Genomic DNA, 24,965 nt, shown 5'->3' on the forward strand with positions numbered 1-24,965 from the left:
ATCATGGCGCTGCTGATCCGTGCCGAGCTCTTCGAGCCCGGCATGCAGATCCTGCAGACCAAAGAGCAGTACAACCAGCTCTTCACCATGCACGGCACCGTCATGCTGCTGATGTTCGCGACGCCGCTGTTCGCCGGCTTCACCAACGTCATCATGCCGCTGCAGATCGGTGCCCCCGACGTCGCCTTCCCGCGACTGAACGCACTGGCCTTCTGGTTCTTCCTCTTCGGCTCCACGATCGCCGTCTCCGGCTTCATCACCCCGCAGGGTGCCGCGTCGTTCGGCTGGTTCGCGTACGCGCCGCTGTCCAACACCACATTCACCCCCGGACTGGGCGGTGACCTCTGGGTCTTCGGCCTGGCGCTCTCCGGCTTCGGCACCATCCTCGGCGCCGTCAACTTCATCACCACCATCATCTGCATGCGCGCCCCGGGCATGACCATGTGGCGGATGCCGATCTTCACCTGGAACGCCCTCGTGACCTCCATCCTGGTCCTGATGGCCTTCCCGCCGCTGGCCGCGGCGCTGTTTGCCCTCGGCGCCGACCGCAACTTCGGGGCGCACATCTTCGACCCCGACAACGGCGGTGCCATCCTCTGGCAGCACCTGTTCTGGTTCTTCGGCCACCCCGAGGTCTACATCATCGCGCTGCCGTTCTTCGGCATCGTCTCCGAGATCTTCCCGGTCTTCAGCCGCAAGCCGATCTTCGGCTACAGGGGCCTGGTCTACGCGACCATCTCCATCGCCGCCCTGTCCGCGACCGTGTGGGCCCACCACATGTACGTCACCGGCGCGGTCCTGCTGCCGTTCTTCTCCTTCATGACGATGCTCATCGCCGTTCCGACCGGCGTGAAGTTCTTCAACTGGATCGGCACCATGTGGCGCGGTTCCATCACGTTCGAGACCCCCATGCTGTGGAGCATCGGCTTCCTGGCGACGTTCCTCTTCGGCGGCCTCACCGGCATCATCCTGGCCTCGCCGCCGCTGGACTTCCACGTCTCGGACTCCTACTTCGTGGTGGCGCACTTCCACTACGTGGTCTTCGGCACCGTCGTGTTCGCCATGTTCGCCGGGTTCTACTTCTGGTGGCCCAAGTGGACCGGCAAGATGCTCAACGAGCGCCTCGGCAAGATCCACTTCTGGATGCTGTTCCTCGGCTTCCACGGCACCTTCCTGATCCAGCACTGGCTCGGCGTCGAGGGCATGCCCCGCCGCTACGCGGACTACATGCCGCAGGACAACTTCACGTGGATGAACCAGTTCTCCACCATCTCATCGTTCGTCCTTGGCGCCTCGCTGATTCCGTTCTTCTGGAACGTCTATATCACTTGGCGCAGCAACGAGCGTGTGGAAGTTGATGACCCGTGGGGCTTCGGTGCCTCGCTGGAATGGGCCACGTCCTGCCCGCCGCCGCGCCACAACTTCACCTCCCTGCCCCGCATCCGCTCCGAGCGTCCTGCCCTGGACCTGCACCACCCGGAGCTCTCCCAGTCCTACACCGTGGATTCGCCTGCTCCGGCAGCATCGGCTCTCGGTAACGCCGACCAGAAGGACACCGCCAAGTGAAAATCGAATCAAGGATCTTTGGCTTCGGCGTGTTCTTCTTCGTGCCCGTTGCATTCATCTACGGATACCTGACTAACTGGACTGAATGGGTGGGCGCACTGGCCATCCTGCTGGTTGGCGGCCTCGCCGGCATGATCGGCGCCTACCTCGGCTTCACCGGCCGCCGCGTGGGCATGCGCCCCGAGGACCGCAACGACGCCGAGATCCATGAAGGCGCCGGCGAGCAGGGACACTTCAGCCCCTGGAGCTGGTGGCCGCTGATGCTGGGACTGTCCTGCGCCGCCGGGTTCCTCGGCCTGGCCGTGGGCTGGTGGATCGTCTTCATCGCCGGCGGCATGGCAGTGGTCGCACTGGTCGGCTGGGTTTACGAGTACAGCCGCGGTGACCACGCGCACTAGCGCCCACCCGGACTAAAAGTTTAGAACGCACGACGGCGGGCCCCACCATTGGTGGGGCCCGCCGTCGTTGTGTCCTGCTTCTTGCGTTCCTGCCGGCCGGGTGCGGCGCGTCCCCGCACGCCCAGCCCGCCTGCGCAGCGCCCCTCCCGGCGGACGAGACAGCACTGCGGGCCGCCGAATGGGAGCGGGAGGCCCTCAGGCGGCCGCTGCCGATTCCAAGAGGATCCGGAGTTCCTCCAGCGCACCCTCGGCCTCAGCGGGGCTGCAGGAGGCCGGGAGGGCGTCCGCAGCGACGGCCAGCTCCACCTCACAGCCGCACTCGAAGTCCTCGGTCATGACCTCGAGCAACGAGCGGGCGTCGACGCCGGGCCTGCCGTCCTTGCTGATGGTGACCGGGAGGCCGGTCGCCGTGACCGCCCGGACGAATACTGCGGCCGGACGGGCGTGGAGGCCGATGGCGGCGGTGACGATTGCCTTGCGAACTGGCAACGGGACTCCCTCATGCTGGTGTGGTTCTGTACGTGTTGCTGCTGCACGGGCTGGCCCGCGGCCGGCGACCCGGGTGGAGGGCGTCCGGCAGGCAGTCCGTCAGGCCGGGCGGGCGGCATTGCCCCGGCCACGGCCTGCACCTACAAGGGTAGCTGCGGGGGAGTGCCCGGCACGACTTGAGTCGGCGGCGTGGTCTAGACCTGCCAGGTTACGGGCTTACCCTTGAGATATGAGTGTTTTTCCCGCGCCGGGCCGCAACCGGAGGCTGAACCGTGGCGTCCACTAACGCGTCCAAGATGATTGGCGAGATCGACCGTCAGTGCGGGGTGCCGATCTACGTGCAGTTGCGCGAAATCCTCCGGGCGCACATCGCCGCCGCCTGCCCGCCCGGATCTGCGCTGCCCTCCGAACGGGACCTCGCCCAGCGCTTCGGCCTCGCCCGGATGACCGTGCGCCAGGCCATCGATGCCCTCGTGGGTGAGGAAGTGATTGAACGCGTCGTGGGCCTGGGCACGTTTGTGCGCAAACCCAAACTGGATCTCCAGGTAAAGCTGACCTCCTACAGCGAAGAGATGCAGCGCCGCGGCATGGTCCCGGCCGCCAAGGTCCTGAGCTTCGAGCAGATTGGCGCCAGCGCGTTCCTGGCCCGTGAACTGCAGTTGGAGGAGGGGACGCCCCTGGTCCGGTTCCGGCGCCTCCTGCTGGCCGACAACGAACCGATGAGCGTGGACGAAAACTTCATCCCGGCCCACCGGGTCCCCGGCCTGCTGGACGGCGAACCGCCCACATCCCTCTACAACGTGCTGAGCGAACGCTACGGGCTGGTGATGGAATGGGGCGAGGACATGATCGAGGCGACGGCCGCGTCGCCGTCCACGGCCCGTCTCCTGAACGTCGAGGTCGGAACCCCGCTGTTGAAGATCCAGCGCCACGCGTTCGTGGCCCGCGCCATGGTGGACTACTCCGTGTCCTACTACCGGGCTGACCGCTACAAGCTCTGGGTGCCCCTGCAGCGCCCCGGCGTCCGGCCCACCCGGAACTACGCCTCGGGGTACCGCCCGTAGCACCAACAACGCGGGGTCACTTCGCGCCCATCCCGAGGGGGGTTAGGGGCGCGAAGTGACCCCGCGTTGTTGTTGTTTCCGTGTTTCCGGCGAAACAGGAAGGCCCGGTCCCCAAGGGGACCGGGCCTTCCTGTGTGGTGCTTAGTGCCGCCTAGTGGCTCAGCGACTTCGACGCAGCGGTTTCGATCGCTTCGTGGGCGCCGTGGTGGCCGTGTGCGGCCTCCAGCTCTGCCGGAGTGGCCGGGGCAACCCGGTCCTCGAAGAACCAGCGGGACAGCTTCGCGCGGCGCTTTTCCTTGCGGTCAACGACGCCGTGCTCGTTCGGCACCGCGGGCAGCGGGGCAGGTGACTCGAAGCCGACCAGCTTGTAGCGCTTGTATTCATCCAGCGGGGCGTGGACCTCGATGAACTCGCCGTGCGGCAGGCGCACGATGCGGCCGGTTTCACGGCCGTGCAAGGCAATCTCGCGGTCCTTGCGCTGGAGCGCCAGGGCAACTCGCTTGGTGACGATGAACGCGATGACCGGGCCGATGAAGAACAGTGCGCGCAGCCAGTAGGTGACATCGTTCAGGGCCACGTGGAAGTGGGTGGCGATGAGGTCTGAGCCGGCCGCTGCCCACATCACGCAGTACCAGACGAAACCGGCCATGCCGATTGCCGTACGGGTAGGAGCGTTGCGGGGGCGGTCCAGGACGTGGTGCTCGCGGTTGTCCTTGGTGATCCAGCGTTCAATCCACGGGTAGGTGAACATGACCGTGAAGAGGATGCCCGCCGGGACAAGCGCCGGCAGCAGCACGTTGAACGTGAACATGTGGCCGAACCAGATCTGCTCGACCTTCCAGTCACCGACCGTGCCAGGCATCAGGCGCAGGGCGCCGTCAACGAAGCCGATGTACCAGTCAGGCTGGGTACCAGCAGAAACCGGGGAGGGGTCGTACGGGCCGTAGTTCCAGATCGGGTTGATGGTGAAGAACGCCGCCATGACGGCAACGACACCGAACACGATGAAGAAGAAGCCGCCGGCCTTCGCCGCGTATACCGGTCCCAGGGGGTAGCCGACGACGTTGCCGTCGTTCCGGCCGGGGCCGGGGTACTGCGTGTGCTTGTGCACAACCACCATGAAGAGGTGCATGACGATCATCAGCAGGATGAGCGCGGGAACCAGGAGGATGTGGAGCATGTACAGGCGGCTGATGATCATGGTGCCCGGGAACTCGCCGCCGAAGAGGAAGAACGAGGTGTAGGTGCCGATGACCGGGATGGACTTGATGACGCCGTCGATGATGCGCAGGCCGTTGCCGGAGAGCAGGTCATCGGGGAGTGAGTAGCCGGTGAAGCCTGCGGCCATGGAGAGGATGAGCAGCACGCTGCCCACCACCCAGTTCAGTTCGCGGGGCTTGCGGAATGCGCCGGTGAAGAACACGCGGAGCATGTGCACGGACACCGAGGCGACAAACAGCAGGGCTGACCAGTGGTGCACCTGGCGCATGAACAAGCCGCCGCGGACATCGAAGGAGATGTTCAGGGAGGAGCTGTACGCCACGGACATTTCTACGTTCTTCAGCGGCGTGTACGAGCCCGCGTAATGGGTTTCCGCCATGGACGGATCGAAGAAGAACGTCAGGAACGTGCCCGAGAGCAGCAGGATGACGAAGGAGTAGAGCGCCACTTCGCCGAACATGAATGACCAGTGGTCCGGGAAGACCTTCCGGCCGAATTCGCGGAGGATTCCGGATCCGCCAACACGCTGGTCGACGAAGTCGGTGATGCGGCCGCCCTTGGTCTTGGCGACGAAGACGGGGGCATCAGGAGTTAGGGATGAGGACATGCTGCTCACGCTCCCAGTAGCTCGGTCCAACAGGTTCATGGAAGTCGCTCGTGGCGACGAGGTAACCCTCAGAGTCGACGGAAATCGGCAGCTGTGGGAGGGGGCGGCTGGCGGGGCCGAAGATAACCTTGCACTGCTGGGTCAGGTCGAAGGTTGACTGGTGGCACGGGCACAGCAGGTGGTGCGTCTGCTGTTCGTAAAGGGCAACAGGGCAGCCAACGTGGGTGCAGATCTTGGAGTATGCAACGATTCCGTTGTAGGCCCAGTCTTCGCGCCCGGGGGAGGGGTTGAGCAGTGCGGGATCCAGGCGCATGAGCAGAACGACCGACTTGGCCTTCTCGTTCAGCTTGCCTTCGCTCAGTTCGTTCAGGCCTTCGGGGATGGCGTGGAACGCCGAACCCAAAGTGACGTCCGAGGCCTTGATGGGGGTGCCATCGGGGTCGCGGGTGACCCGCTTGAGCTTGCCGTTCTCCGGTGCCCACATGGTGTGGGCCAGCTTGTCGTCCGGCCGGGGACCGAGGTCACCGAAAATGGCCAGAGCAGGCAGGGGGGCGAGGGCGACGGCGCCGAGCAGGGTGTTGCGGATCAGCGGCCGGCGCTTGATGCCGGTTTCCTCGACGATGTCATCGACGATGCGGACGGCAGCCTGGCGGTCTTCCTCGGTGCGGATCGCGTGGCGCTCTTCCGAGACCTCGTGGTCCGGCATGAGGGCCTTGGCCCAGTGGACGATACCGGTGCCGATGCCCAGCATCGCGAATGCGGTGCCGATGCCCAGCAGTGCATTCTGGAGGCGGATCGTCGCGATCGCGGAGTCCTGCCCCAGATCGATCGCAAAGTACGCCACCAGGAATATCAAGGTGCCAACGACCGAGATGCCGAACAGAAGGGCTACCTGCCGTTCTGCCTTTTTTGCGGCCTTCGGGTCCGTGTCAGCCAGGCGCAAACGGTGCGGGGGAATTCCAGGATCCTGGAATTTCTCCACCTCATTCTGACCAGCCGTAGCTACGGTGCCCGAGTCGTTCGGACCGCCGTCACTATGGTTGCCCATAATTCGCCTCATCCTTCTCTCGTCTCGGCGAGTGCCGAGTTAGGTTTCAATTCAAACTGCTGACGGGTCAGCAGAAAATTCTTACAGGTGCAAGGTCCGCTTAGGACGTGCGGGACGTGAGCCAGATGGTGAACGCGATGATGACGCCCAGCCCGGCAATCCAGACAAAGAGACCTTCGGAAACCGGCCCCAACGCCCCAAGATCGGCGCCGCCGGGTGAACCGTTGGCCTCAATCTGCTTCAGGAAGGTGATGATGTCGCGCTTGCCCTCCGGGGAGATGTTCGCGTCACTGAAGACCGGCATGTTCTGCGGGCCGGTGACCATGGCCTCGTAGATGTGCTGACCGGAGACTCCGGCCAGGGCCGGGGCAAACTTGCCCCGGGTCAGTGCGCCGCCGGCAGCGGCAGCGTTGTGGCACATGGCGCAGTTGGTGCGGAACAGCTCTCCACCGTTGGCGGCGTCGCCCTTTTCATCGAGCACACCTGCCTCGGGGATGGCCGGGCCGGGGCCGAGGGAAGCAACATAAGCAGCCAGCTGCTTGGTCTGTTCCTCGTTGAACTGGGCGGGCTTCTTGTAGGCCTGCGGGCCGTTCATCTGCATGGGCATGCGGCCGGTGCCGACCTGGAAGTCAACAGCGGCGGCGCCGACGCCCACGAGGGACGGTCCGGCCTGCGACCCGCTGGCACCCATGCCGTGGCAGGTGGCGCAGTTGGCGGCAAAGAGCTTGCCGCCTTCCTCTACGTCGCTCGCGCTGTAGGTGGTGGTGTCGGCCTTGGCCTGGTTGACGGTGGTGGCAACGGCGTACAGCCCACCCGTGACCAAGAGGCCCATCAGCAGCAGTGCAATTGCTGCCAGTGGGTGACGTCGCTTCTGCGAGAGTGCCTTCACGTGGTGGTTCCTTTATTCGATCCTGCGGTGGCTCCGGGAGCCGCTTCTTGAAATTCTGCCTCTTGTAGAAAAAGAGTCAAGTCTGACTACTTGAGGACGTAGATGACCAGGAAGAGGCCAATCCAGACGACGTCCACGAAGTGCCAGTAGTACGAGGTGACAATCGCCGAAGTTGCTTCAAAGTGTCCGAACTTCTTCGCGGCGAAGGAGCGGCCCATGATGAGCAGGAAGGCAATCAGGCCGCCGATGACGTGCAGGCCGTGGAAGCCCGTCGTGATGTAGAAGGCTGAACCGTAGGCGTTGGTGGCCAGCGTTACATTCTCGGAAACGAGCATGGCGTACTCGGTCGTCTGGCCGGCGACGAAGAAGGCACCCATGAGGAACGTCAGGATGAACCATCCGTTCATCCCCCACTGGGTGAAGCTGAAGCGTCCGCCGGTCCGGCGCGGCTGGAGCCGTTCGGCAGCGAAGACGCCCATCTGGCAAGTAAAGGAACTTGCCACGAGGACGATCGTATTAACGAGCGCAAACGGGAAGTTGAGCTTGGCTGTCTCTTCGGCCCACATCAGTCCGGAAGTCGAACGGAGTGTGAAGTACATGGCGAAGAGACCGGCGAAGAACATCAACTCACTGGACAGCCACACAACGGTTCCTACAGAAACCATGTTCGGGCGGTTCAGCGTCGGGTGCGCCGGGGTACTGGGGGCATGGGTCGCAGATGTCACATAGACATTATGTCTATAAAACTCCGTCCTGCCCAACGCAAACCGCGTTTTCGGAGGACTTTTTCTACAAAGACGCGAATTCGCGCGGAAAAGTTCCCGGCGGGGTTCACATTGGTCTTTGCGGGGCCGACCTCGATAGCATCGGGAGGTGACTTCACAGGCATCTGCACAGGCGGCAGGCAACACCTGGCCGCGGCTCATCAACGCCCTCATCAGCGGCGCCGACCTGACGGCCGGGAGCACTGAGTGGGCCATGAACTCCATCATGTCCGGTGAGGCGACGCCGGCCCAGGTGGCGGGATTCCTGGTGGCGCTGCGATCCAAGGGCGAGACCGTGGATGAGCTTGCCGGCCTGGTGGAGGCGATGATCGCCAACGCCAACCCCATTGACATTGCCGGTGAGAAGCTGGACATCGTCGGCACTGGTGGGGACCAGCAGAACACCGTCAACATCTCCACGATGGCCGCCCTCATCGCCGCCGGAGCGGGGGCCAGGGTGGTCAAGCACGGCAACCGTGCGTCGTCGTCCTCGTCAGGATCGGCCGATGTCCTGGAGGCCCTCGGCGTCCGGCTGGATCTTCCCATTCCCCGCGTGGCACTCAACGCCGAAGAGGCGGGAATCACGTTTTGCTTCGCCCAGGTTTTCCACCCCTCCATGCGGCATGCCGCCGTCGCCCGCCGCGAACTCGGCGTTCCAACGGCCTTTAACTTCCTGGGCCCCATGATCAACCCGGCACATGTCCAGGCGTCGGCGGTGGGAGTCGCCAATGAGCAGATGGCCCCGCTGGTGGCCGGGGTGCTGGCCAAGCGAGGCAGCCGCGGCCTGGTTTTCCGCGGCAATGACGGCCTGGACGAGCTCACCACCACCGGACCGTCGCGGGTGTGGGAGATCCGCAACGGAGAGGTAACTGAAGAGATGTTTGATCCGCGCGATCTCGGCATCCGGACGGCCACGCTGGAGGAACTGCGCGGCGGGGACGCGGTGGCCAATGCCGCCGTCGTCCGGGCCGTCCTCGGCGGGGCGCCGGGGCCGGCCCGCGATGCGGCGCTGCTGAACGCCGCGGCCGGGCTGGTGGCGTTCGACCTCGACGCCGTGGGTCCGCTGGCGGAGCGCATGGCCGCCGCGTTCAACCGCGCCGAGCAGTCCGTTGAATCCGGAGCCGCGGCCGCGGTGCTGGACAAGTGGGTCGCCCTGTCGCAGACCGCCTAAAGAGCAAACAGGACGGGCCCGGCAGATTCTGCCGGGCCCGTCCTGTTTTGCTGCTGGTGCTTCGGTTGTTCGCTACTGCTCGAATCCGAGGGCAAAGGCTGCATCGAGGTCGTGCTGGGAATAGGCGCGGAACGCGATCTGCGTAGTGGTGTGCGCGACGCCGGGAACCTTCGAGAGCTTGTCCGCGATGACGTCCGCCAGGTCCTCGTGCTTGGCGACCCGGGCGATGGCGATCAGGTCCCACTCGCCCGTTACGGAATAGACCTCGCTGATGCCCGGGATGGCGGAGATTTCCTCGGCGGTCTCCGGGATGCGTGAAGCGTTTGTCTTGATCAGGACGAATGCGGTGACCACGTGTGAACCTTTCCGGATCGGTTGCGCCGTTTGCGGGCCTGTCGGCGGCCCTTGCGCGGGCGCTGCCATCTTCGGCAAGCCTAGTGCATTAGGCCTGGCGGCGGCGTGAACGCAGCCGCCGAACGCCTGCGACCACAAGGCGGTAACCCAGGAGGAAAACGGCCAGGCTCAGCAGGGCCACGATGATGAAGGGCAGCACCACCGTCTGCCCGGTGAGGGCCCGCAGGATCATCCCGACGCCGACGGTTCCCAGCCAGACAGCGACGCCGGCGGGCCACACCCGCAACGGGTCATGCCACAGCCGCAGGACCAGCCATGCCAGTGCCGCGCCCACGAGGAACGGCCACGCCGTCGCAAAGACGCCCGTGATGATTTCCCCGCGCTGGTGCGCGTCGCGCCCGATCGCCGCGAAGAGCAGAATCAGGAGTGCATCCGCGCATGCTGCGAGGGCTGCTGTCTGCGCGGGCCGGAGGCCGGAATGGGGAGCGTCCTGGGCGGACGGGCGGGGGAGTCTGGGGGTTGGAGAAGGCATACATCCAAGCCTAGTCCCGTCAGGATGGGCTCCGGGCGGGGACCGTTGTGTCTGAAGTCACCTCCGGGCTAGGCTCGGCCCCATGCCGCTGATCGCCGCCGGAGCCTGCCGGCGGCACGGCAAACGCAAGGGGAGCGCTGTGAGCGAAAAGATCACCACCTGCCTGTGGTTCGACAGCCAGGCCGAGGAAGCCGCCGAGTACTACGTCTCCATCTTCGACGGCGGCAAAATCCTCGATGTTTCGCGGTATGGCGACGGCGGTCCCGGGCCCGCCGGCCAGGCCATCACCGTTCAGTTCCAGCTTGACGGGCGCACCTTCACGGCATTGAACGGGGGTCCGGCCTTCACTTTCAACGAGGCGGTGTCTTTTGTGATCGACTGCGCGTCGCAGGAAGAAGTGGACCGGTACTGGTCGGCCCTGACCGACGGCGGCCAGGAAAGCCAGTGCGGCTGGCTCAAGGACCGGTACGGGGTCTCGTGGCAGGTTGTGCCGGCCATGCTGGGACAACTGATCGCCGGCCCCGACCCCGACGGTGCCCAGCGTGCCATGCAGGCGATGCTCGGTATGCGCAAGCTGGACATCGCCGCCCTCCAGGAGGCCTACGACGGCGCATGACGCACCTGGTCCGCGTGGATCCCGGGGGCCCGTCCCTGACCCCGGTCGGCGTGGCCCCCCGGCCCAGGGACTGTCCGAACATATGATCGTGGCATGAGTAGCGACGCCGTTCCGGAGGCAGGTGTCCCGGTGCAGCTGGAGCCGCAGCTGGACGGCCAGCTGAGCATTAACGACATCCTGCTCGAACTTGGCCAGGCTCCCGTGGTTCACCCCTCGCCGGATGCGGCCAGTGAGCTGCACTTCTTTTAGGTCCGCCGCTTCCAGGCCGCCAGCCCGCATCTGCTCCACAGTCCCTTCTGCTGACCCCGCATAGTGGCGCTCCCGCGCTGAATTTGGGCCCTTTGGTCCTAACGGCGCACGGCCCGGGGGGCTAGTTTGGCGCTTAAGGATGCCAGCAGGGTCTCCTCAGAACGGAAGGATGGCTCCCGTGGAGCAATTCTGGAACTTCATTTGGCTGTTCTTTTGGTCATTCGCGTTCATCGCGTATCTTTTCGCGCTGTTTGCAGTTATCTCGGATATTTTCCGGGACCACGAACTCAGCGGTTGGCTCAAGGCTGTGTGGATCATCTTCCTGGTCTTTGTGCCGTTCCTCACGGTTCTCGTGTACCTGATCGCGCGGGGCCGCAGCATGGCCGAGCGCCAGGCCCGCAGTGCCCAGCAGGCCGAAGCCGCAACAACGGAATACATCCGCTCCGTGGCCAAGGCGTCCCCCTCCCAGGAAATCGCAAAGGCCAAGGAACTCCTCGACGCCGGCACCCTGACCCAGAGCGAATTCGACGCCGTTAAGGCCAAGGCGCTGAGCCAGGCCTGACCGCCCCGCTGCGGCCGTCCTGGATATACAGCCAGCTGGATCCCGGGGTCGGCCGGAGCAACTCCGGCCGACTGCAGAACCACCGGAAGCCCCGCCGAGCGGGAACGTGATGAGCATGATGCCGGCCGTGGCGGCCAAAGAAGACATCGGGGCCTGCCGGCGGAACAACAATGCAGAGCCGGAAACCGCTGCCGCCGTCAACGGCAGAACCAGCGCCAGTCCGTCGGCCGTGGGACCGGCAACGGCTGCTGCCAGGGCCGGCCCTGTGTATGCGACGGCGGCCAGGACGTCTGTCATACGCGGACCAAGGCGCCATCCGCCCAGCCGAAGCCCCTCGTCCGACGAAACCGGCGACGTCAAAACCGCACCCGGCAGTCTTGCGAGGTGTGCAGTGTTCCTGTGTCGGTCATGGTCCGGACTGTACCGGTCGTGGAATGCATGAGGTCCTAGAGTCATGGAGATGGTGGCGTTCTTGGCGCGTACGGCCAGGACTGCCAGGCTGCCGCTCCTAAAACTGCTGCACGGGATCGGTGGAGTGCCAGGACCAGGTAGAGCGCTGCAAGGGCCATCGTGGTGGGGGTCATGAGGAGGCGTTCGGGTTTGCTCCGGGAGATCCCGTTCATCAGGATTCCGAGCACGAAGTATGCCGTCAGCACCCACACGGTGATCGCAGTAAATGATTCGCTGACCAGCACCGGGACAAAACCGGCCTTGGCCAGTGCCGCATAAGCGAAGAGGGCATACAGGAGTATGGATACCGCGCTCCCGATTCTGAGTTTGGCCGGAAGGACGCGGTGTTGCCCGCCCCATGCCATTCTCCCCAGCGGTGCTCCCGCGATCAGCGCAACCTGGAAAACAGCCAGGCCGGCCAAGAGCGCGCAGGCGAGAATTGCGGAAAGCTGGTCCAACAGCATCTGGATCCATCGCCTTGTCGAGTCCCAGGCAGCAGCGCGTGTTGCGCCGTGCGACGCACGCCGTGTTGTGGTGGCTGTGGAGAGCATATTCGTGAAAACGGTGCAATCACGGGACCCGCAATCCGCGCCCTTCCCTACGGCGCCGGATTGCGCTTCGAAAGACCGCCGGGATTGAACCGATCAAAGTGGCGAGCAGGAGGCCGAGCGCGATCAGTCCGGGAACCCGGCCAGAAGCGTCTCCGGCCGGAAGTTTGAGGTGCGCCGTCGGGCAGTCGATCATCTTTGCTGCCGATACAGCGGTTGTACGGTCGGTGTGTTGCGCCAGGTACGTGATGGCGCCGTCGAACCCGAGCACCCCGCCAGCGCCAGCAAAAGCATCCACGGGGATATTGCGGGATGCGGCCCAGCCGCGCAATTGCGGATCAATGTCCGCGTCTCCAGCCACGCCAGGGGCAATGATGTTGTCCACCGGAGGTGCCTCGTGTTCCGGGACGGTCAGGAGAACCATACCGTGTTTGGTGGTGACCGTGTCCGTGGCGGCAACCGCCACCGTCCGGGCAGCGAATGACATGTTGTAAACCTCAAATGCGCTGGCGACGTCGATTTCACCTACCCCGTTGAAGAGGCCGACGGCGATCGTCGGCCGGAACCAGGGGAGGACGGCGTCGAGTCCGACGGGAATATCCGAGGTGGCGAAGGACTGGACGGGTATCTGGGCTGCCGCCGCCACCGTCCAACCCGGGTAATTCATCAGCCTTCCGACCCGCTCGGCTTCGGCCGCGCCGGCCAGGTCCTCCAAGACTTTCAGGGCGCCGGGGATGCCGGAGGACACACCGGCCGTGGTGGTGATCCTGCCGTCCTGAACGAATCGAAGGCCTCCCATAAATTGGACCTGGGGATGGTTCCGCTGGAGCGTACCCAGGCGGGACCAGTGGCTCGTAGCCTTACGCCCGTCCAGCAAACCGGCTTCGGCCAGGACCATTGATCCGCTGCACACCCCAAGGATGCGGGCGCCGCGCCCCGCTTGTGCCGCGGTCCAGTCCCGCATGGGGGCTTCTTGTGCGCCCTCCGGGGCGCCGACGGCCGGGACCACCACCAGGTCAGGCTGCCGCGCCCTGCCCGAACGGGCGTCCTCGAACGTGTACGTGGGCACGATCGCCGGACCCCCGTCAACGGCGGCGGGCACGGCCCGCGCTGCGATTGTGTAGACCGAAAAATCCGGGGAACTGGCAAACACTTCGTAGGGGGCCAGAACGTCACTTCCCACGGTGCCCGATGTTCCCAGGACTACGGCGACAACTATCGCGCCGGAAGAGGAAGGCCGGTTCGTGGGCAGATCGGTCAGCTCTTGAGCGGCGGGGCGGACATGACTTTGGGCGTCCGCCACCACCGCGCCCGCGAAAGCCATCGCGGTCACAGCTAAGAGGGACAGGCCAACCGAGAGAGCGGCAATAACTGCAGGGCGCGCCTTTGATCCACTGCCTGTGCGCAGCAGGAAACAGGGGTACTGTGAGCCGCATGGAGATGCGCCTCGAGGTAGTACAAGTACCCGTCAGTGACGTGGACAAGGCCAAGACGTTCTATACGGACCGACTCGGGTTCGTACTGGACCACGACGTCGAATACATTCCGGGAATGAGGGTCGTGCAACTCACGCCACCGGGCTCCGCCGCCTCCATCGTCGTCGGCACCGGAATGACCAGCATGCCGCCGGGCAGCCTGGAGGGCCTGCAACTGGTGGTCCCCGATATGGCGTCCACGCGGGCTGAGCTGCTTCGGCGGGGCGCGGAAATCAGCGAAGTCCAGGACATGGGTGGAATCGCCTTCGCCTACTTCAGCGACCCGGACGGCAACCGCTGGGTCCTACAGGAAGCCACGCGGCCGGCCGTGAAAGAAGCCGGTTCCTAGGGCCGGACGATCGGGGCAGCACGCCCCGTCCAGGCAGGTTCTCCTAAGCACGCGATGTGTTATTCATGTTTAGTGCCTAAAATCTAAATAGTTAGGTGACTATTTAGACTTCCGGAGGATCCATGACCCGCTGGCCCGCACACGACAGCAAGACGATGCCGTGGAAGTCGTCCGGCCGGCCGCCACGCGAAGACCGGGAATTCACCGAAGTCGTGGTCTCGCTGCCGCCCCTGATCGCCGGGAGCTGGTTCGATCCGGGGCGTGAGACCATCGTCGCCCTGGAAGAGGCCGCCGTCGCCATCGCGTCCTTGGACGTCACCGCCGGCACGCGGATGGCCGCCATTAGCGGGTTCCTGCTCCGCAGCGAGGCGGTCTCCTCGTCCAAAATCGAACACGTCAACGCCAACCGCGACGACTACGCCCGGGCTATGATCGGGCTCAAGGCCAGTGACGGCGCCCGCTCCATGGTGGCTGCCGCCGACGCCGTACAAGGGATGATCGACGACGCCGGCCGGACCGGCGAGATCCGGCTGGAAGCAATGCTGGCTGCCCATCACACGCTCATGAAGGACGACCCGATGGACGGCCCACACGCTGGCCGGTTCAGGGAGGTCCAGAACTGGATCGGCGGCAGTGACCATTCACCGCGCGGCGCCATCCACGTCCCGCCCCCGCCGGAGCTCGTGCCGGACCTGATGGAAGACCTTCTGGTGTTCTGCAACCGCCGCGACGTGCCGATCATGGCGCAGGCGGCTATCGCGCATGCCCACTTCGAGTCCATCCACCCGTTCACCGACGGCAACGGCTGGATCGGGAGGGCACTCATCGGGGCGATTTCCCGGCGTCGAGGGCTCACCAGGAACACCGTCACCCCGATCGCGTCGGCGATGGTCGCCGATGTCGACACCTATTTCAGCCTCGTCAACAACTATCGCTCCGGTGATGCCGATCCGTTCGTGCTCTACCTGGCCCGTTCCGCTGTCCGCGCCTCGGATGCCGCCCGGGAATCGGTCGCCGCCCTCGATGAGCTGCCGGCGATATGGCTGGAGCTGGCCAGGCCGCGCAGAGGATCCGCGGACGAGAAGATCATTCCGTGGCTGCTGGAGCGGCCCGTGTTCGAGGCCCACAGCGCTGCCCACATTGCCGGCGTCGCCGAAAGTTCCGTGTACGCCGCGCTGCAGCGGCTCACCAATGCCGGAGTCATCACTCCGGTCACCCAGTCCAAGCGCAGCCGTGCCTGGGCGGCTACCGAAGTCCTCGACGAGGTGGACCGGCTCAACAACCGGCTGGCCGACGTCGGGAAGGCTGGCTGACCGGTTGGGACGGAACCGGCGCCGGCGGACGGCCCCCTGGCCCGGCGGAGGGTCTTGATCCTCACGCGGGGTGAGGATCTACGGTTGTTCTTATGACAGAGACGAGCGGTGCCGCAAGTCAATGGAGCATCGGCGAACTTGCCAAAGCGTATGGCGTCACGGTCAGGGCGCTCCATCACTACGACGAGATTGGGTTGCTGTCGGCAGGCCAGCGGACGGCTTCCGGCCACCGCCGCTACACCGAGGAAGACGTCCGGCGGCTGTACCGGATCCGGTCGCTGCAGATGCTCGGTCTCCCGCTGGCCGAAATCGGCGCCGTACTGGGAACCCCCGCCGATGACATGGGCTCGCTGCGCGCGCTCCTGGAACGGCAATTGCTGCACCTTCGCCAGCATGCCGAGCAGGTCCAGGCGGTCCAGGACCGGATACGCGACCTGCTTTCACGCATCGACGGGGCCGCCATGCCGGCGCCGGAACAGTTCATGGCAACTTTGGAGATGATCACCATGCTCGAAAACTACTTCACACCAGAACAGCGCCAGGAACTGGCCGGCCGCAGGGCCGAACTTGGCAGTGACAGCATCGACGCCGCCAAAGTCCGGTGGGCCGCATTGGTCGAGGAGGGTCTCAGGCACGTCGAAAACGGGACACCGGTAACTGATCCGTCCATTCGGGAATGGGCCAGGGTATGGGACGAAATCGGATCCATGTTCCACCGAGGCGAAGAGACCAAAGCCGCTGCCCGTTCCATGTGGCAGGACAATAAGACTGCCCTCAGCGCCGATCTGCCCTGGACGCCGGAGCAACTGGCCGGACTCGTGGCCTACCTGCAAAAGGCCAGGACACAGCCCTGATGGTGCGTGCTCTCTGTCGGAGCCTTTCAGCGGTGCTTTTTGATGGTGGCGGATGCAGAATGGAAGGAAGCCGGGCTGATTCCGCAGCCCCCTCCAGCGTCGAGGACGGCACATCATGACGAGCAACAAGACACGGACTGCACTTGTGTTGGCAACGGTACTGGTCGGGCTGAGCGGCTGTGCCGGAGGCGGCGGAACGCAGACGTCGGCCCCGGCCACGAGCGCCGGGGCCTCTCCCAGCATGTCGATGGAACCGTCTGCCCCCGCCGGCTCCACTTCAGGGCAGGGAAGCGGGACGGCAAACGCCGCCGCCGCCACGATCACGATCAGCAACTTCGCCTACGAGATCCCGGGTGCTGTGGCTCCCGGCGCGGAGGTGAAGGTGATCAACATGGACACCGCGGAGCACACGGTAACCGCAGACCAGAATGCGACCCTCTTTGACGTCGAGGTCAAGGAGAACGGCGGTACAGCCACATTCAAGGCACCTTCCGAACCGGGGACTTACGCCTTTCACTGCACCTACCACCCCAACATGCACGGCTCACTGACGGTCAAATGAGCGCGACGCCGCGGGCCGGCGCGCGTCCTCGACGATCTCGAACGAGAAAGGTGCCGTGGCGTGGATTTCCGGACCCCCGCACCGTCGCTTGACCCATCCGTCGTCGAGGGCTTGAGCTCGGCGCTCCGGGGCCGGCTGTTCCGGCCCGGAGACGCGGGCTACGACGAATCCCGGAAGGTCTTCAACGCGATGATTGACCGCCGTCCGGACGTCATTGTCCGCCCTGCCGATGCAGGGGATATTCGCCGCGCGGTGACCTTCGCCCGGGAAAACGATCTCCCTGTCTCCATCAAGGGCGGCGGCCACAACGTGGCAGGGAACGCCGTCGGCGCCCAGGGGCTCATGCTGGATTGCTCCGGCATGAAGAACGTTCAGGTCGACGCCGAACGGCGCGTCGCCGTGGCTGGGGCGGGTGCGCTCCTGGCCGACCTTGACTCCGCCACACAGGCGCACGGCCTGGCCACGCCGCTCGGAGTCGTGTCGGTTACCGGCATCGCTGGTTTGACCCTCGGCGGCGGCATCGGCTGGCTCAACGGCAAACACGGGCTCGCTTGCGACAACGTGCTGGCCGCCGACATCGTGACTTCAGATGGCAGGCTGCTGACGGCGAGCCCCGACCAACACACAGACCTCTACTGGGCCATCCGCGGAGGCGGTGGCAACTTTGGCGTTGTCACGTCTTTCACCTACCGTCTGCATCCCGTCGGACAGGTTCTCGCCGGAGCACTCTCTTTCCCGGCCGAACGTACCAGGGAGGTCCTGGGGCTTTACCCCGAATTCGCCGCTTCGTGCCCCGACGAGCTCTCGATGTCGGCCAGTCTGGGGTGTGACACCTCAGGACGCCCTGTCTTCGGCGTCGGCATCTGCTGGAGCGGCGGGCATGATGAGGCAGAGCTGGCGCTCCGGCCCCTGCGCGACCTCGGCCCTGATGTGGACGTGGTGGTGCCCGCCGACTACGGCGTTTGGCAGAGCGCCCACGACGGCGGCTTTCCGTCGGGCCGGCACCACTATTGGAAATCGAGCTTCTTCACTGACCTCACCGCGGGAGCCATCGATGTCCTGCTTCAGTTTGCGGCCGAGATGCCTTCAGCGGCGAGCGGCATCGGAATGCAGCAACTGCACGGCGTGGCCGCTCGGGTTCCCCCGGCGGCCACGGCATTTCCCCATCGACGGTCCCAGAGCGAACTCCTCATCCTGGCCCAGTGGGCCAAGCCGGCAGAAACGGAGCGCCACGTCGGCTGGGCCCGCGCCTTCTTCGAAGCGATGCAGCCCTTTGCCGCGAGCGGGGTGTACGTCAATGATCTTGGCCAGGAAGGGGAGGAGCGGGTGAGGGCAGCCTACGGCGCCAACTACGACCGGCTGGCCGCCGTCAAAGCCGCATACGACCCCATCAACCTCTTCCGATCCAACCAGAACGTCCGCCCGACCGCATAGGAAAATGATGTCGACCCGGCGCGTGCTCCCTGTCACCGCAGGGAGGGCTCAGCGCGTGTTGGCCAGGTTGCGCATGAGGATGATGTTTGCGGTCCCCGCAGCTCGGCGGGCGAGTGAGACAGCCATGATCGGGGCGAAGTTGCGGCACCAGAGCCATAGCCGGTCTGGGTCGATTGGATCAGCAATATCAGCGAGCTGACTGCACCGGCGGCGGATGGCCGCTTCGCTGGCCGCTCCAGTCATGGCCAGGTCGGCGAGGTCCATGGCCGGATCACCAATGCACGGCCGTGGGTCGATTGCGACAATTCTGCCGCCGTTACCCGGCCGCAGAATGTTGCCCCTGTGAAGATCGCCGTGAAGAAGCCAATCCCCGCCATTTGCCATATCCATCGCAGCAGCGTGGCATCGACGCCAGACTGCATCGTCGATCGGTGAGTTTGGGAGAGCGCGCCGTCGGCGATCCCACAACTCGAACACGAATTCCACGCGTTCACGGGCGGGGGGAACATTCGGTGGCGGTGTCCTGGTTGGCATGTAGAGGTCGCTGATGAGACTGCTAACCTCCGCGATGCTGTACGCCTCGGACAGTTCGGTGGCGTCGGGAAGCCAATGGAGCAAGATCGCGCCACGGGTGGCGTCCGCGTCCACCAGGTCGACGACAGTGTGCGCGTTTGCCCAATACGTTAGCGCAGCCGCCTCTTGCTCCGTGACCGTGCTGTCAGGTGAGAGCTTGAGCGCGTACCGCGTTCCGTCTGCGGTCGACACGCACTCGACGACTGCGCCCGTGCCACCCGCGCAGACAGAGCGAGGCTCCAGTCCCCACTTCCTACAGAGCTCTCCAACAATCGTGCCGAAGTCGTCGATCCAGGCCGCAGCCGCGGGGCCGAATCGTTCGAGCAGCCGATCGCCGGCAGCAATGGGCATCGCCACCTGTGTCATGTAGCGATGCTATGCGTTGCGGTGCCACACTCACGAAACTCAAGGTGGTCAGTGCTTGGACTGGGCGCCCTGCCCTTAAGTCCGCCGTCCCGCCCGGACGAAACCGATGGCTGCCAGGACGGCTCCGGCGCCTTCGGCCACGGCGCTGACTGACTTCTCGAAGAACCAGATGGGCTCGTACATGGCCGGGAAAGGCCCGAACGCGGGAATATTCACGTAACGGTAAGTGACCACGGCCATGAAGGCGCTCAGGGCGACGACGAATGCGACGGCGAAGGCCGCCCTGCTCCCGCGCAGCAGCACGTAGAACCCGGCCAGCACCGCGGCAGCCGATTCGAGCAGGAAAAGGGTCCCTTGGCCGATCCCCGCGGAGTTCCCCGCCTGGTAGCCCGGGGCCAGATGGATGTGGACGGCGGCGTCAATGAACAGGGCAACGGCCGTGAGGATTCGCAGCGTCATGCCGGCTGTATGGACCTGCGCGGACCGTCCGGGGCTCTGGGCGCTCATTTGACCACCAGTGTCCCGTGCATGCCCGGATGGTAGGTGCAGTGATACGCGTAGGATCCGGGCTTTGTCGGCGCGGTGAAGGTGGCAGTGCCGCCGCCCTTGACCTGGGCATCGAACGCTGAGCCCTCGTCAGCCGTGACCGTATGCGCCGCGGCATCCATGTTGGTTACGGTGACCGCCGCGCCGGGGGCCACTGTGAGCGGGTCGCCGTAGGCGAAGTCCTTGATGGTGATGGTGGCGGTGGCGGCGGCGGTGGCCGCCGTCGGGCCGACCCCGTAGGCAGGGCCGGGTGGGGGCGCCGACGTCGGTGCCGGCGATCCGCTGCCGCCGGCGCACCCGCCCGTGCCCAGCAAGATCAGGAGCACCCATAGCGGCGACAGCTTCCGACGAGCATTCATTGCGCACCACCCCGAGCGGCTTGTGGAAACGAGCGGATGAACGTACTAGCTATATTGTGCGCCTGACCGGCACGAATGGAACCAGTCTGCGTCGAACGCCGGTCCGGGAGAGCCCGGGGGGATAGCGTAGTCACTGGCATGCATTCTGCAGCCGAGGGAGGGAAGAGTGCGTGAAGCGTAAGAAGTCCTGGTCCGCGTCGCTTACAGTGCTGATTGCCTTTGCGGCGAACGTCCTCGTCGCGGCAGCCAAAACAGTGGCCGCACTCATTTCCGGCTCGGCGTCCATGACTGCCGAGGCGGCCCACTCCTGGGCCGACACCGGCAACCAGGTCTTCCTGCTCATCGCCGAACGTAAAGCCGCGCGGAAACGCGACAAAGCCCACCCCATGGGTTACGGACGCGAGGCCTACGTATGGTCAATGATCGCCGCCTTTGGTCTGTTCACGGCCGGGGCAGTGGTGTCGGTAATGCACGGCATCCAGCAGCTGATCACCCCGGAACCGCCAGGTGACTACGGCATCGCCTACCTGGTGCTGGCCATCGCGTTCGTCCTTGAAGGCGTGTCCTTCATCCAGGCGTTCCGGCAAAACCGGAAGGCGGCGCGGGAGCTGGACCGGAAAACCCTCGAGCAGGTCCTCAAAGGCTCCGACCCCACCCTGCGCGCGGTCTTCGCAGAGGACGGGGCCGCGCTGATTGGCCTGCTCATCGCCTTCGCGGGGATATTCCTGCACCAGGTCACGGGGTCCTCCGTGCCGGACGCCGTGGGGTCCATTCTGGTGGGCATCCTCCTGGCGGGGGTTGCCGTCGTGCTGATCGACCGTAACCGGCGCTTCCTGGTGGGGCAAGCCGTGACCGGCGACATCGAGGGCACCATGGCCCGCCGCCTCCTCGAGCACCCTGAGATCGAGCGCATCACGTACCTGCATCTCGAATACGTCGGCCCGCGCAAGCTTTACGTCGTGGCGGCCGTGGACATACAGGGGGACCTCCGGGAACACGACGTCGCCGTGGCCCTACGCCGCGTTGAACGCGAACTTGAGGACCACGAAACGGTGGAAGAGGCCGTCCTGACACTCGCCACCGCGGACGAGCCCTCGTTGGACTTCCCGGCCGTTTGAGCGCAACGCCGCCCCCCGGTCCGGTCCCGCGGCTGGCTCAGGCGCCGGCCGCCGCCGCGTCCATGCCGGCCGGTGGCTGCAGGCGCGCCCCGGAGGCCAGCAGCGCCTCAAGAACGGGGGACGGGCTGGGACTGGCCAGAAGGAAGCCCTGGCCCATGTCGCAGCCGAGCGAGCGCAGGAGATCCAGCTGTCCGGTGTGCTCGATGCCCTCGGCGATGACGGCCAGGTCCAGTTTCCGGGCCACTTCCAGAATGCCCTCGAGCATCGCCGCGGCGGGGGCGTCCCCAGGCAGCCCGGACAGGAAGGCACGGTCGATCTTGAGAATGTCCGCGGGCAGCGCAGCGAGCGTGCTGAGCGAGGAGAAGCCGGTCCCGAAGTCGTCGATTGCGATGCGGACACCGAAGCTCTTCAGCCGGTTCAGGGCAGCGACGCCGCCGTCGGCGCTCGTGGCCAGGGCCGATTCGGTGACCTCGAGGATCACTTTGTCGGCCTGCGAGGCGGGGTGGGCCAGGATGCGCTCCAGGGCTGCCAGGTTCCGGTCGCTCGATAGCTGAAGGGTGGAGAGATTGACCGAGACCCAGAAGTCTTCGGCAGTGCCGGGGGACCGGCGCCAGCCGGCGACGTGACGGCTTGCGGTATCCAGCACCCAGCAGCCGATGGGGCCGATCTCGCCGGTTTCCTCGGCCAAGGGGATGAAGTCGGCCGGTCCCAGCCGGCCAAGGGTCGGGTGCTCCCAGCGGACCAGGGCCTCCACACCGGCGATCTCGCCGGTGCCAAGATTCACCACGGGCTGGTAGTCGAGGCGCAACTGCCCGGCCTGCACAGCCGTGGCGAGGTCCGCCCGGAGAGCGGCCCGGTAAGTCATTTCGTCGTATCCCCGGGCATCGAAGAGCTGGTAGCGGCCCTTGCCGCCGTGCTTGGCCATGTACATGGCGAAGTCCGCCTGCCGCATCAACTCCGCCGGATCCGCAGTGCCGGCGCTGCGCTGGGCGGCGCCCATGCTGACGGTCACCTTAAGCCGGACGTCATCGATGCAGAAAGGGTCCCGCAGCGTGTCCTGGATGCGCCGTGCGACGTCGTCCGTCGCCGTGCCGCCCTCATCCGTCACGACGATCGCGAATTCATCGCCGCCCAGCCGGGCGACGAGGTCATGCGCGCGGACGCAGCCCCGCAGGCGTTGGGCCAGCTGGATGAGCAACGCGTCGCCGCCCTCATGGCCCAGCGAGTCGTTGACGTCTTTGAAGTCGTCGACGTCGATGATCAGCAGGCCTTCACGCCCGTCGCAGACCTCGGTGCCGGCTGTTTCCGGGTTCTTTGCCCCGGGGTCGAACGCGGCGGTGAGGCGTTCGGTGAGCACTGCCCGGTTGGCCAGTCCCGTGAGCGGGTCGTGGGTGGCGCGGAAGGTCAGTTCCAGGTGGTTGTCGTGCACGGTGGCGGCCATGGAATTGAAGGCCTCGGCCAGCTGGCCCAGTTCGTCGTTGCGGACAACGCTGATCCGGTGGCTGTAATCACCGGACTGCAGCTTCACGACCCCGCGGTAAAGCCCCTCCACGGGGCGCATCAGGTACTTGGTCATCCGCCGGCGGAAAAAGAACACCCCGCCCGCGGCCAGCGCAAACAGGGCCGTGCGGACGGTCGAAACCATCTGCTGAAGCCCGGCCCCGTGGGCGACGCCGGCGTCCAGCGCGTCGAGCGACGCGCGACGGACGTCGGCGAGCAGGGCACGGGCCTTGGCGCTGGACGCCGCGAACGCCGGCGCCTCCGCCACTCGGTTGCCACGGAGAGTGGCCACCTGGCTTCCCCACAGATTGTGCGCGGACAGTCCCTCCTGCCACGCGGCCCGGGCCTCGCGGACCGTCGCCCGCATGCCGTACGCCTCCGGCAGGATCGCGGCGGTGGCATCGAACTGGGCGGAGATGTCCTTTTGGTGCAGCAAAAACGCGGCCGGATCTGCGGGTCCTGCGGACAACAGCTGGAGTCCGGCTTGTTCGTGGGTCTCCATGCCGGTCCGGAGCTCGGCGATGGCCTCCGACTCGACGCGGTGCTGTGCGGCGGCGTGCTGGATCTGGTCCGTGACAAAACGGACGCCGACCAGGGTTACCGCGGCCCCGGCGAGCAGGGCAAGGAGCACCAGGACGAAGGCCCTGGACCATTCGCGCTGCAGGCTCCCTGCGCGGGCGGGTTTGCCGGTGCGGGGGGTATGGGTGCCCGCCGGCCCTTCAGCCGGCATGGCCGAACCGTCGGATCGTTCGGGTCCATTGGCGTCATTAGCGGCAGTCAACGGCGGCGCAGCAGCAGGGGCAGCCAAGCTGCTGGTGGATTTACGCATGATCAGCCTCCGGCCGTGTGCCGGCAATCGCCGCATCGTCAAACAGGAGCGTAGCCGAACGTGCCCCGGCTGGTCGTGTCCGGCCGCTTCCCGACACTATTGTGAAGCATGTGACAGAAGTGTATTCGACGGGCGGCCCGGCGGGTAGCGTCCAGGGCCGCCCGGAAGCACACCAGCCGGGCTGAACGTCTCCGGGCCGGCTGAGCCGGTCCTGCCGGGGGCTCTAGCTGAGGCAGTCTGCGCAGTAGGCGTGGCCGGCCTTCTCCTTGGCCAGCTGGGACCGGTGCCGCACCAGGAAACAGGAATAGCAGGTGAATTCGTCCTCTTTTTGCGGGATGACCGTGACGGTCAGTTCCTCGCCGGACAGATCTGCCCCCGGCAGCTCCACGCCTTCGGAGGTATCGGCCTCGTCGAGTTCGCGGACAACGCTTCGCGCGTCAGGCGCATTCGCCGAACGGAGCGCCTCCAGGGAAGCGTTGCGGGATTCCGCGACGTCGGAGCGTACTTCGTCATAATCGGTTGCCACCTGGTGATACTCATTTCAGTTGCTGGGCGTGTGATTCGGAGTCTCTCCGGATCTACGTGTCGCCGGATCTAGAGATCTCTGTATCTCCGGAACTCCGGGATTGAACCGTACAGCATGACGCCGTGTAAATGCTGGGGACCGGGGCAGTCGCGGCAGTGACGCTCATGACACCCGGAGGCGGCCGCCCGCGACGCCGGCCTTCCTGCTTTGTTCGCCGCTGGTCACCGGGGCGTCACGTGCCGTTAATTTGGGTGCCCTAGCCTGATTGTTTAGGCACCATCCACCTTGGGCATCATCCGCACCATCCGTCGGGAGGATTCACCATGGCAGATATTGCTGCAGTGTTGGGACGGCTCACGCCGGACGAACTCAATGAACTGCGGGCCTTGGGCCCAAGCGGGCACCTGACCCGGCACCTGACCGACGCCATCGACCGCGCGGCCGGCGGCCCCGGAGCGGGGCGTGGCTACTACGTCGCCAACGGGAGCGTCAGTTCCACCGGCGGACCGCACGTGGTCCTGCGCAGCGACGTTTCGGGGTGGCTGTTCGGCCCTCCCCAACAGGCCTGACCGAACAGCGACCGGCACCCCCTCGCACTGGACCCGCCAGGTTGCTTCCAGCCCGGCTCCGGAA

The 24,965-nt window shown here is 65.6% G+C and carries 28 protein-coding genes; 14 read left to right on the forward strand and 14 right to left on the reverse strand.

What is annotated here, in order from left to right; all coding sequences use genetic code 11:
• Together B5X90_RS00005 and B5X90_RS00010 are read left to right on the forward strand one after the other, a co-directional pair.
• The coding region (locus B5X90_RS00005) for an aa3-type cytochrome oxidase subunit I (RefSeq protein ID WP_079549495.1) at nt 1–1,566 on the forward strand (1,566 nt) is incomplete at its 5' end.
• Nucleotides 1,563–1,964 (forward strand): cytochrome c oxidase subunit 4, encoded by a 402-nt coding sequence (locus B5X90_RS00010; protein ID WP_018773077.1) that lies wholly within the window; start codon nt 1,563–1,565, stop codon nt 1,962–1,964. The genes B5X90_RS00005 and B5X90_RS00010, both read left to right, overlap by 4 nt.
• A gap of 195 nt (nt 1,965–2,159) precedes the next feature.
• Here B5X90_RS00010 and B5X90_RS00015 read toward each other — a convergent pair whose 3' ends face one another.
• Complete coding sequence (locus B5X90_RS00015; RefSeq protein ID WP_028276727.1) at nt 2,160–2,453, reverse strand: HPr family phosphocarrier protein; 294 nt, start codon at nt 2,451–2,453, stop codon at nt 2,160–2,162.
• Nucleotides 2,454–2,749: 296 nt separating this feature from the next.
• Between B5X90_RS00015 and B5X90_RS00020 the strand changes: the two genes are divergently transcribed.
• The gene (locus B5X90_RS00020) at nt 2,750–3,517 is read left to right on the forward strand and encodes a GntR family transcriptional regulator (protein ID WP_079549496.1); all 768 of its coding nucleotides are present in this window, start codon (nt 2,750–2,752) and stop codon (nt 3,515–3,517) included.
• Between the two features lie 151 nt (nt 3,518–3,668).
• Here B5X90_RS00020 and B5X90_RS00025 read toward each other — a convergent pair whose 3' ends face one another.
• From B5X90_RS00025 to B5X90_RS00040, 4 genes are all read right to left on the reverse strand, one after another.
• A complete protein-coding gene (locus tag B5X90_RS00025) occupies nt 3,669–5,345 on the reverse strand; it encodes a cytochrome bc1 complex cytochrome b subunit (protein ID WP_079549497.1) in 1,677 nt (558 codons plus the stop codon).
• Nucleotides 5,323–6,393 (reverse strand): cytochrome bc1 complex Rieske iron-sulfur subunit, encoded by a 1,071-nt coding sequence (locus B5X90_RS00030; protein WP_079549498.1) that lies wholly within the window; start codon nt 6,391–6,393, stop codon nt 5,323–5,325. Before B5X90_RS00030 ends, B5X90_RS00025 begins: the two co-directional genes overlap by 23 nt.
• Nucleotides 6,394–6,493: 100 nt before the next feature.
• Complete coding sequence (locus tag B5X90_RS00035; RefSeq protein ID WP_079549499.1) at nt 6,494–7,282, reverse strand: cytochrome bc1 complex diheme cytochrome c subunit; 789 nt, start codon at nt 7,280–7,282, stop codon at nt 6,494–6,496.
• Between the two features lie 86 nt (nt 7,283–7,368).
• Complete coding sequence (locus B5X90_RS00040; protein ID WP_256859971.1) at nt 7,369–8,043, reverse strand: aa3-type cytochrome oxidase subunit III; 675 nt, start codon at nt 8,041–8,043, stop codon at nt 7,369–7,371.
• Between the two features lie 112 nt (nt 8,044–8,155).
• Between B5X90_RS00040 and trpD the strand changes: the two genes are divergently transcribed.
• On the forward strand, nt 8,156–9,217 hold the full coding sequence (gene trpD / locus B5X90_RS00045) for an anthranilate phosphoribosyltransferase (protein ID WP_079549501.1): 1,062 nt from the start codon (nt 8,156–8,158) through the stop codon (nt 9,215–9,217).
• Between the two features lie 72 nt (nt 9,218–9,289).
• Here the strand turns inward: trpD and B5X90_RS00050 are convergent, their stop codons facing one another.
• Together B5X90_RS00050 and B5X90_RS00055 are read right to left on the reverse strand one after the other, a co-directional pair.
• Nucleotides 9,290–9,571, reverse strand: coding sequence for an Lrp/AsnC family transcriptional regulator (locus tag B5X90_RS00050; RefSeq protein ID WP_018773069.1), 282 nt, complete (start codon nt 9,569–9,571; stop codon nt 9,290–9,292).
• Nucleotides 9,572–9,659: 88 nt separating this feature from the next.
• The gene (locus B5X90_RS00055) at nt 9,660–10,103 is read right to left on the reverse strand and encodes a DUF3054 domain-containing protein (protein WP_079549502.1); all 444 of its coding nucleotides are present in this window, start codon (nt 10,101–10,103) and stop codon (nt 9,660–9,662) included.
• A 139-nt stretch (nt 10,104–10,242) separates the two neighbouring features.
• Here B5X90_RS00055 and B5X90_RS00060 point away from each other — a divergent pair, with 139 nt between their 5' ends.
• The 3 genes from B5X90_RS00060 (at nt 10,243) to B5X90_RS00065 (ending at nt 11,530) form a co-directional block, all read left to right on the forward strand.
• Entirely contained in the window at nt 10,243–10,719 is a 477-nt protein-coding gene (locus B5X90_RS00060; RefSeq protein WP_143264602.1) for a VOC family protein, read from the forward strand.
• A 93-nt stretch (nt 10,720–10,812) separates the two neighbouring features.
• Nucleotides 10,813–10,968: a hypothetical protein gene (locus B5X90_RS21135; RefSeq protein ID WP_179128987.1), complete on the forward strand. Its 156-nt coding sequence runs from the start codon at nt 10,813–10,815 to the stop codon at nt 10,966–10,968.
• A gap of 169 nt (nt 10,969–11,137) precedes the next feature.
• The gene (locus B5X90_RS00065) at nt 11,138–11,530 is read left to right on the forward strand and encodes an SHOCT domain-containing protein (RefSeq protein WP_079549504.1); all 393 of its coding nucleotides are present in this window, start codon (nt 11,138–11,140) and stop codon (nt 11,528–11,530) included.
• A gap of 452 nt (nt 11,531–11,982) precedes the next feature.
• Here B5X90_RS00065 and B5X90_RS00070 read toward each other — a convergent pair whose 3' ends face one another.
• On the reverse strand, nt 11,983–12,444 hold the full coding sequence (locus B5X90_RS00070) for a hypothetical protein (RefSeq protein WP_256859972.1): 462 nt from the start codon (nt 12,442–12,444) through the stop codon (nt 11,983–11,985).
• Between the two features lie 106 nt (nt 12,445–12,550).
• Nucleotides 12,551–13,852 (reverse strand): DJ-1/PfpI family protein, encoded by a 1,302-nt coding sequence (locus tag B5X90_RS00075; protein WP_079549505.1) that lies wholly within the window; start codon nt 13,850–13,852, stop codon nt 12,551–12,553.
• A 110-nt stretch (nt 13,853–13,962) separates the two neighbouring features.
• On the opposite strand from B5X90_RS00075, the gene B5X90_RS00080 reads away from it, so the two are divergent.
• The 5 genes from B5X90_RS00080 to B5X90_RS00100 all read left to right on the forward strand — a co-directional run bounded on the left by B5X90_RS00080 (nt 13,963) and on the right by B5X90_RS00100 (nt 18,515).
• Entirely contained in the window at nt 13,963–14,352 is a 390-nt protein-coding gene (locus B5X90_RS00080; RefSeq protein WP_079549506.1) for a VOC family protein, read from the forward strand.
• Nucleotides 14,353–14,474: 122 nt separating this feature from the next.
• The gene (locus B5X90_RS00085) at nt 14,475–15,665 is read left to right on the forward strand and encodes a Fic family protein (protein WP_079549507.1); all 1,191 of its coding nucleotides are present in this window, start codon (nt 14,475–14,477) and stop codon (nt 15,663–15,665) included.
• A 92-nt stretch (nt 15,666–15,757) separates the two neighbouring features.
• Nucleotides 15,758–16,519 carry a MerR family transcriptional regulator gene (locus tag B5X90_RS00090; RefSeq protein ID WP_079549508.1) on the forward strand — a complete coding sequence of 254 codons (762 nt, stop codon included), beginning with the start codon at nt 15,758–15,760 and terminating at the stop codon, nt 16,517–16,519.
• A 115-nt stretch (nt 16,520–16,634) separates the two neighbouring features.
• A complete protein-coding gene (locus B5X90_RS00095; protein WP_079549509.1) occupies nt 16,635–17,081 on the forward strand; it encodes a cupredoxin domain-containing protein in 447 nt (148 codons plus the stop codon).
• A gap of 60 nt (nt 17,082–17,141) precedes the next feature.
• Nucleotides 17,142–18,515, forward strand: coding sequence for an FAD-binding oxidoreductase (locus tag B5X90_RS00100; protein WP_079549510.1), 1,374 nt, complete (start codon nt 17,142–17,144; stop codon nt 18,513–18,515).
• 48 nt (nt 18,516–18,563) lie between these two features.
• On the opposite strand, the gene B5X90_RS00105 is transcribed toward B5X90_RS00100, so the two are convergent.
• The 3 genes from B5X90_RS00105 to B5X90_RS00115 form a co-directional block, all read right to left on the reverse strand.
• Nucleotides 18,564–19,454, reverse strand: coding sequence for an aminoglycoside phosphotransferase family protein (locus B5X90_RS00105; RefSeq protein ID WP_079549511.1), 891 nt, complete (start codon nt 19,452–19,454; stop codon nt 18,564–18,566).
• 75 nt (nt 19,455–19,529) lie between these two features.
• The gene (locus B5X90_RS00110; protein WP_256859973.1) at nt 19,530–19,913 is read right to left on the reverse strand and encodes a hypothetical protein; all 384 of its coding nucleotides are present in this window, start codon (nt 19,911–19,913) and stop codon (nt 19,530–19,532) included.
• 44 nt (nt 19,914–19,957) lie between these two features.
• Entirely contained in the window at nt 19,958–20,359 is a 402-nt protein-coding gene (locus B5X90_RS00115; protein WP_079549513.1) for a cupredoxin domain-containing protein, read from the reverse strand.
• A 170-nt stretch (nt 20,360–20,529) separates the two neighbouring features.
• Here B5X90_RS00115 and B5X90_RS00120 point away from each other — a divergent pair, with 170 nt between their 5' ends.
• Complete coding sequence (locus tag B5X90_RS00120) at nt 20,530–21,477, forward strand: cation diffusion facilitator family transporter (RefSeq protein WP_079549514.1); 948 nt, start codon at nt 20,530–20,532, stop codon at nt 21,475–21,477.
• A 37-nt stretch (nt 21,478–21,514) separates the two neighbouring features.
• On the opposite strand, the gene B5X90_RS00125 is transcribed toward B5X90_RS00120, so the two are convergent.
• Both B5X90_RS00125 and B5X90_RS00130 read right to left on the reverse strand, forming a co-directional pair.
• Nucleotides 21,515–23,707: a putative bifunctional diguanylate cyclase/phosphodiesterase gene (locus B5X90_RS00125; RefSeq protein WP_256859974.1), complete on the reverse strand. Its 2,193-nt coding sequence runs from the start codon at nt 23,705–23,707 to the stop codon at nt 21,515–21,517.
• Nucleotides 23,708–24,029: 322 nt separating this feature from the next.
• Nucleotides 24,030–24,332 carry a DUF4193 domain-containing protein gene (locus B5X90_RS00130; RefSeq protein ID WP_028276793.1) on the reverse strand — a complete coding sequence of 101 codons (303 nt, stop codon included), beginning with the start codon at nt 24,330–24,332 and terminating at the stop codon, nt 24,030–24,032.
• A 323-nt stretch (nt 24,333–24,655) separates the two neighbouring features.
• Here B5X90_RS00130 and B5X90_RS00135 point away from each other — a divergent pair, with 323 nt between their 5' ends.
• The gene (locus tag B5X90_RS00135) at nt 24,656–24,901 is read left to right on the forward strand and encodes a hypothetical protein (protein WP_079549515.1); all 246 of its coding nucleotides are present in this window, start codon (nt 24,656–24,658) and stop codon (nt 24,899–24,901) included.
• The last annotated feature ends 64 nt before the right edge of the window (nt 24,902–24,965 follow it).

It is taken from the genome of Arthrobacter sp. 49Tsu3.1M3 (assembly GCF_900168135.1).
Lineage (GTDB): Bacteria > Actinomycetota > Actinomycetes > Actinomycetales > Micrococcaceae > Arthrobacter.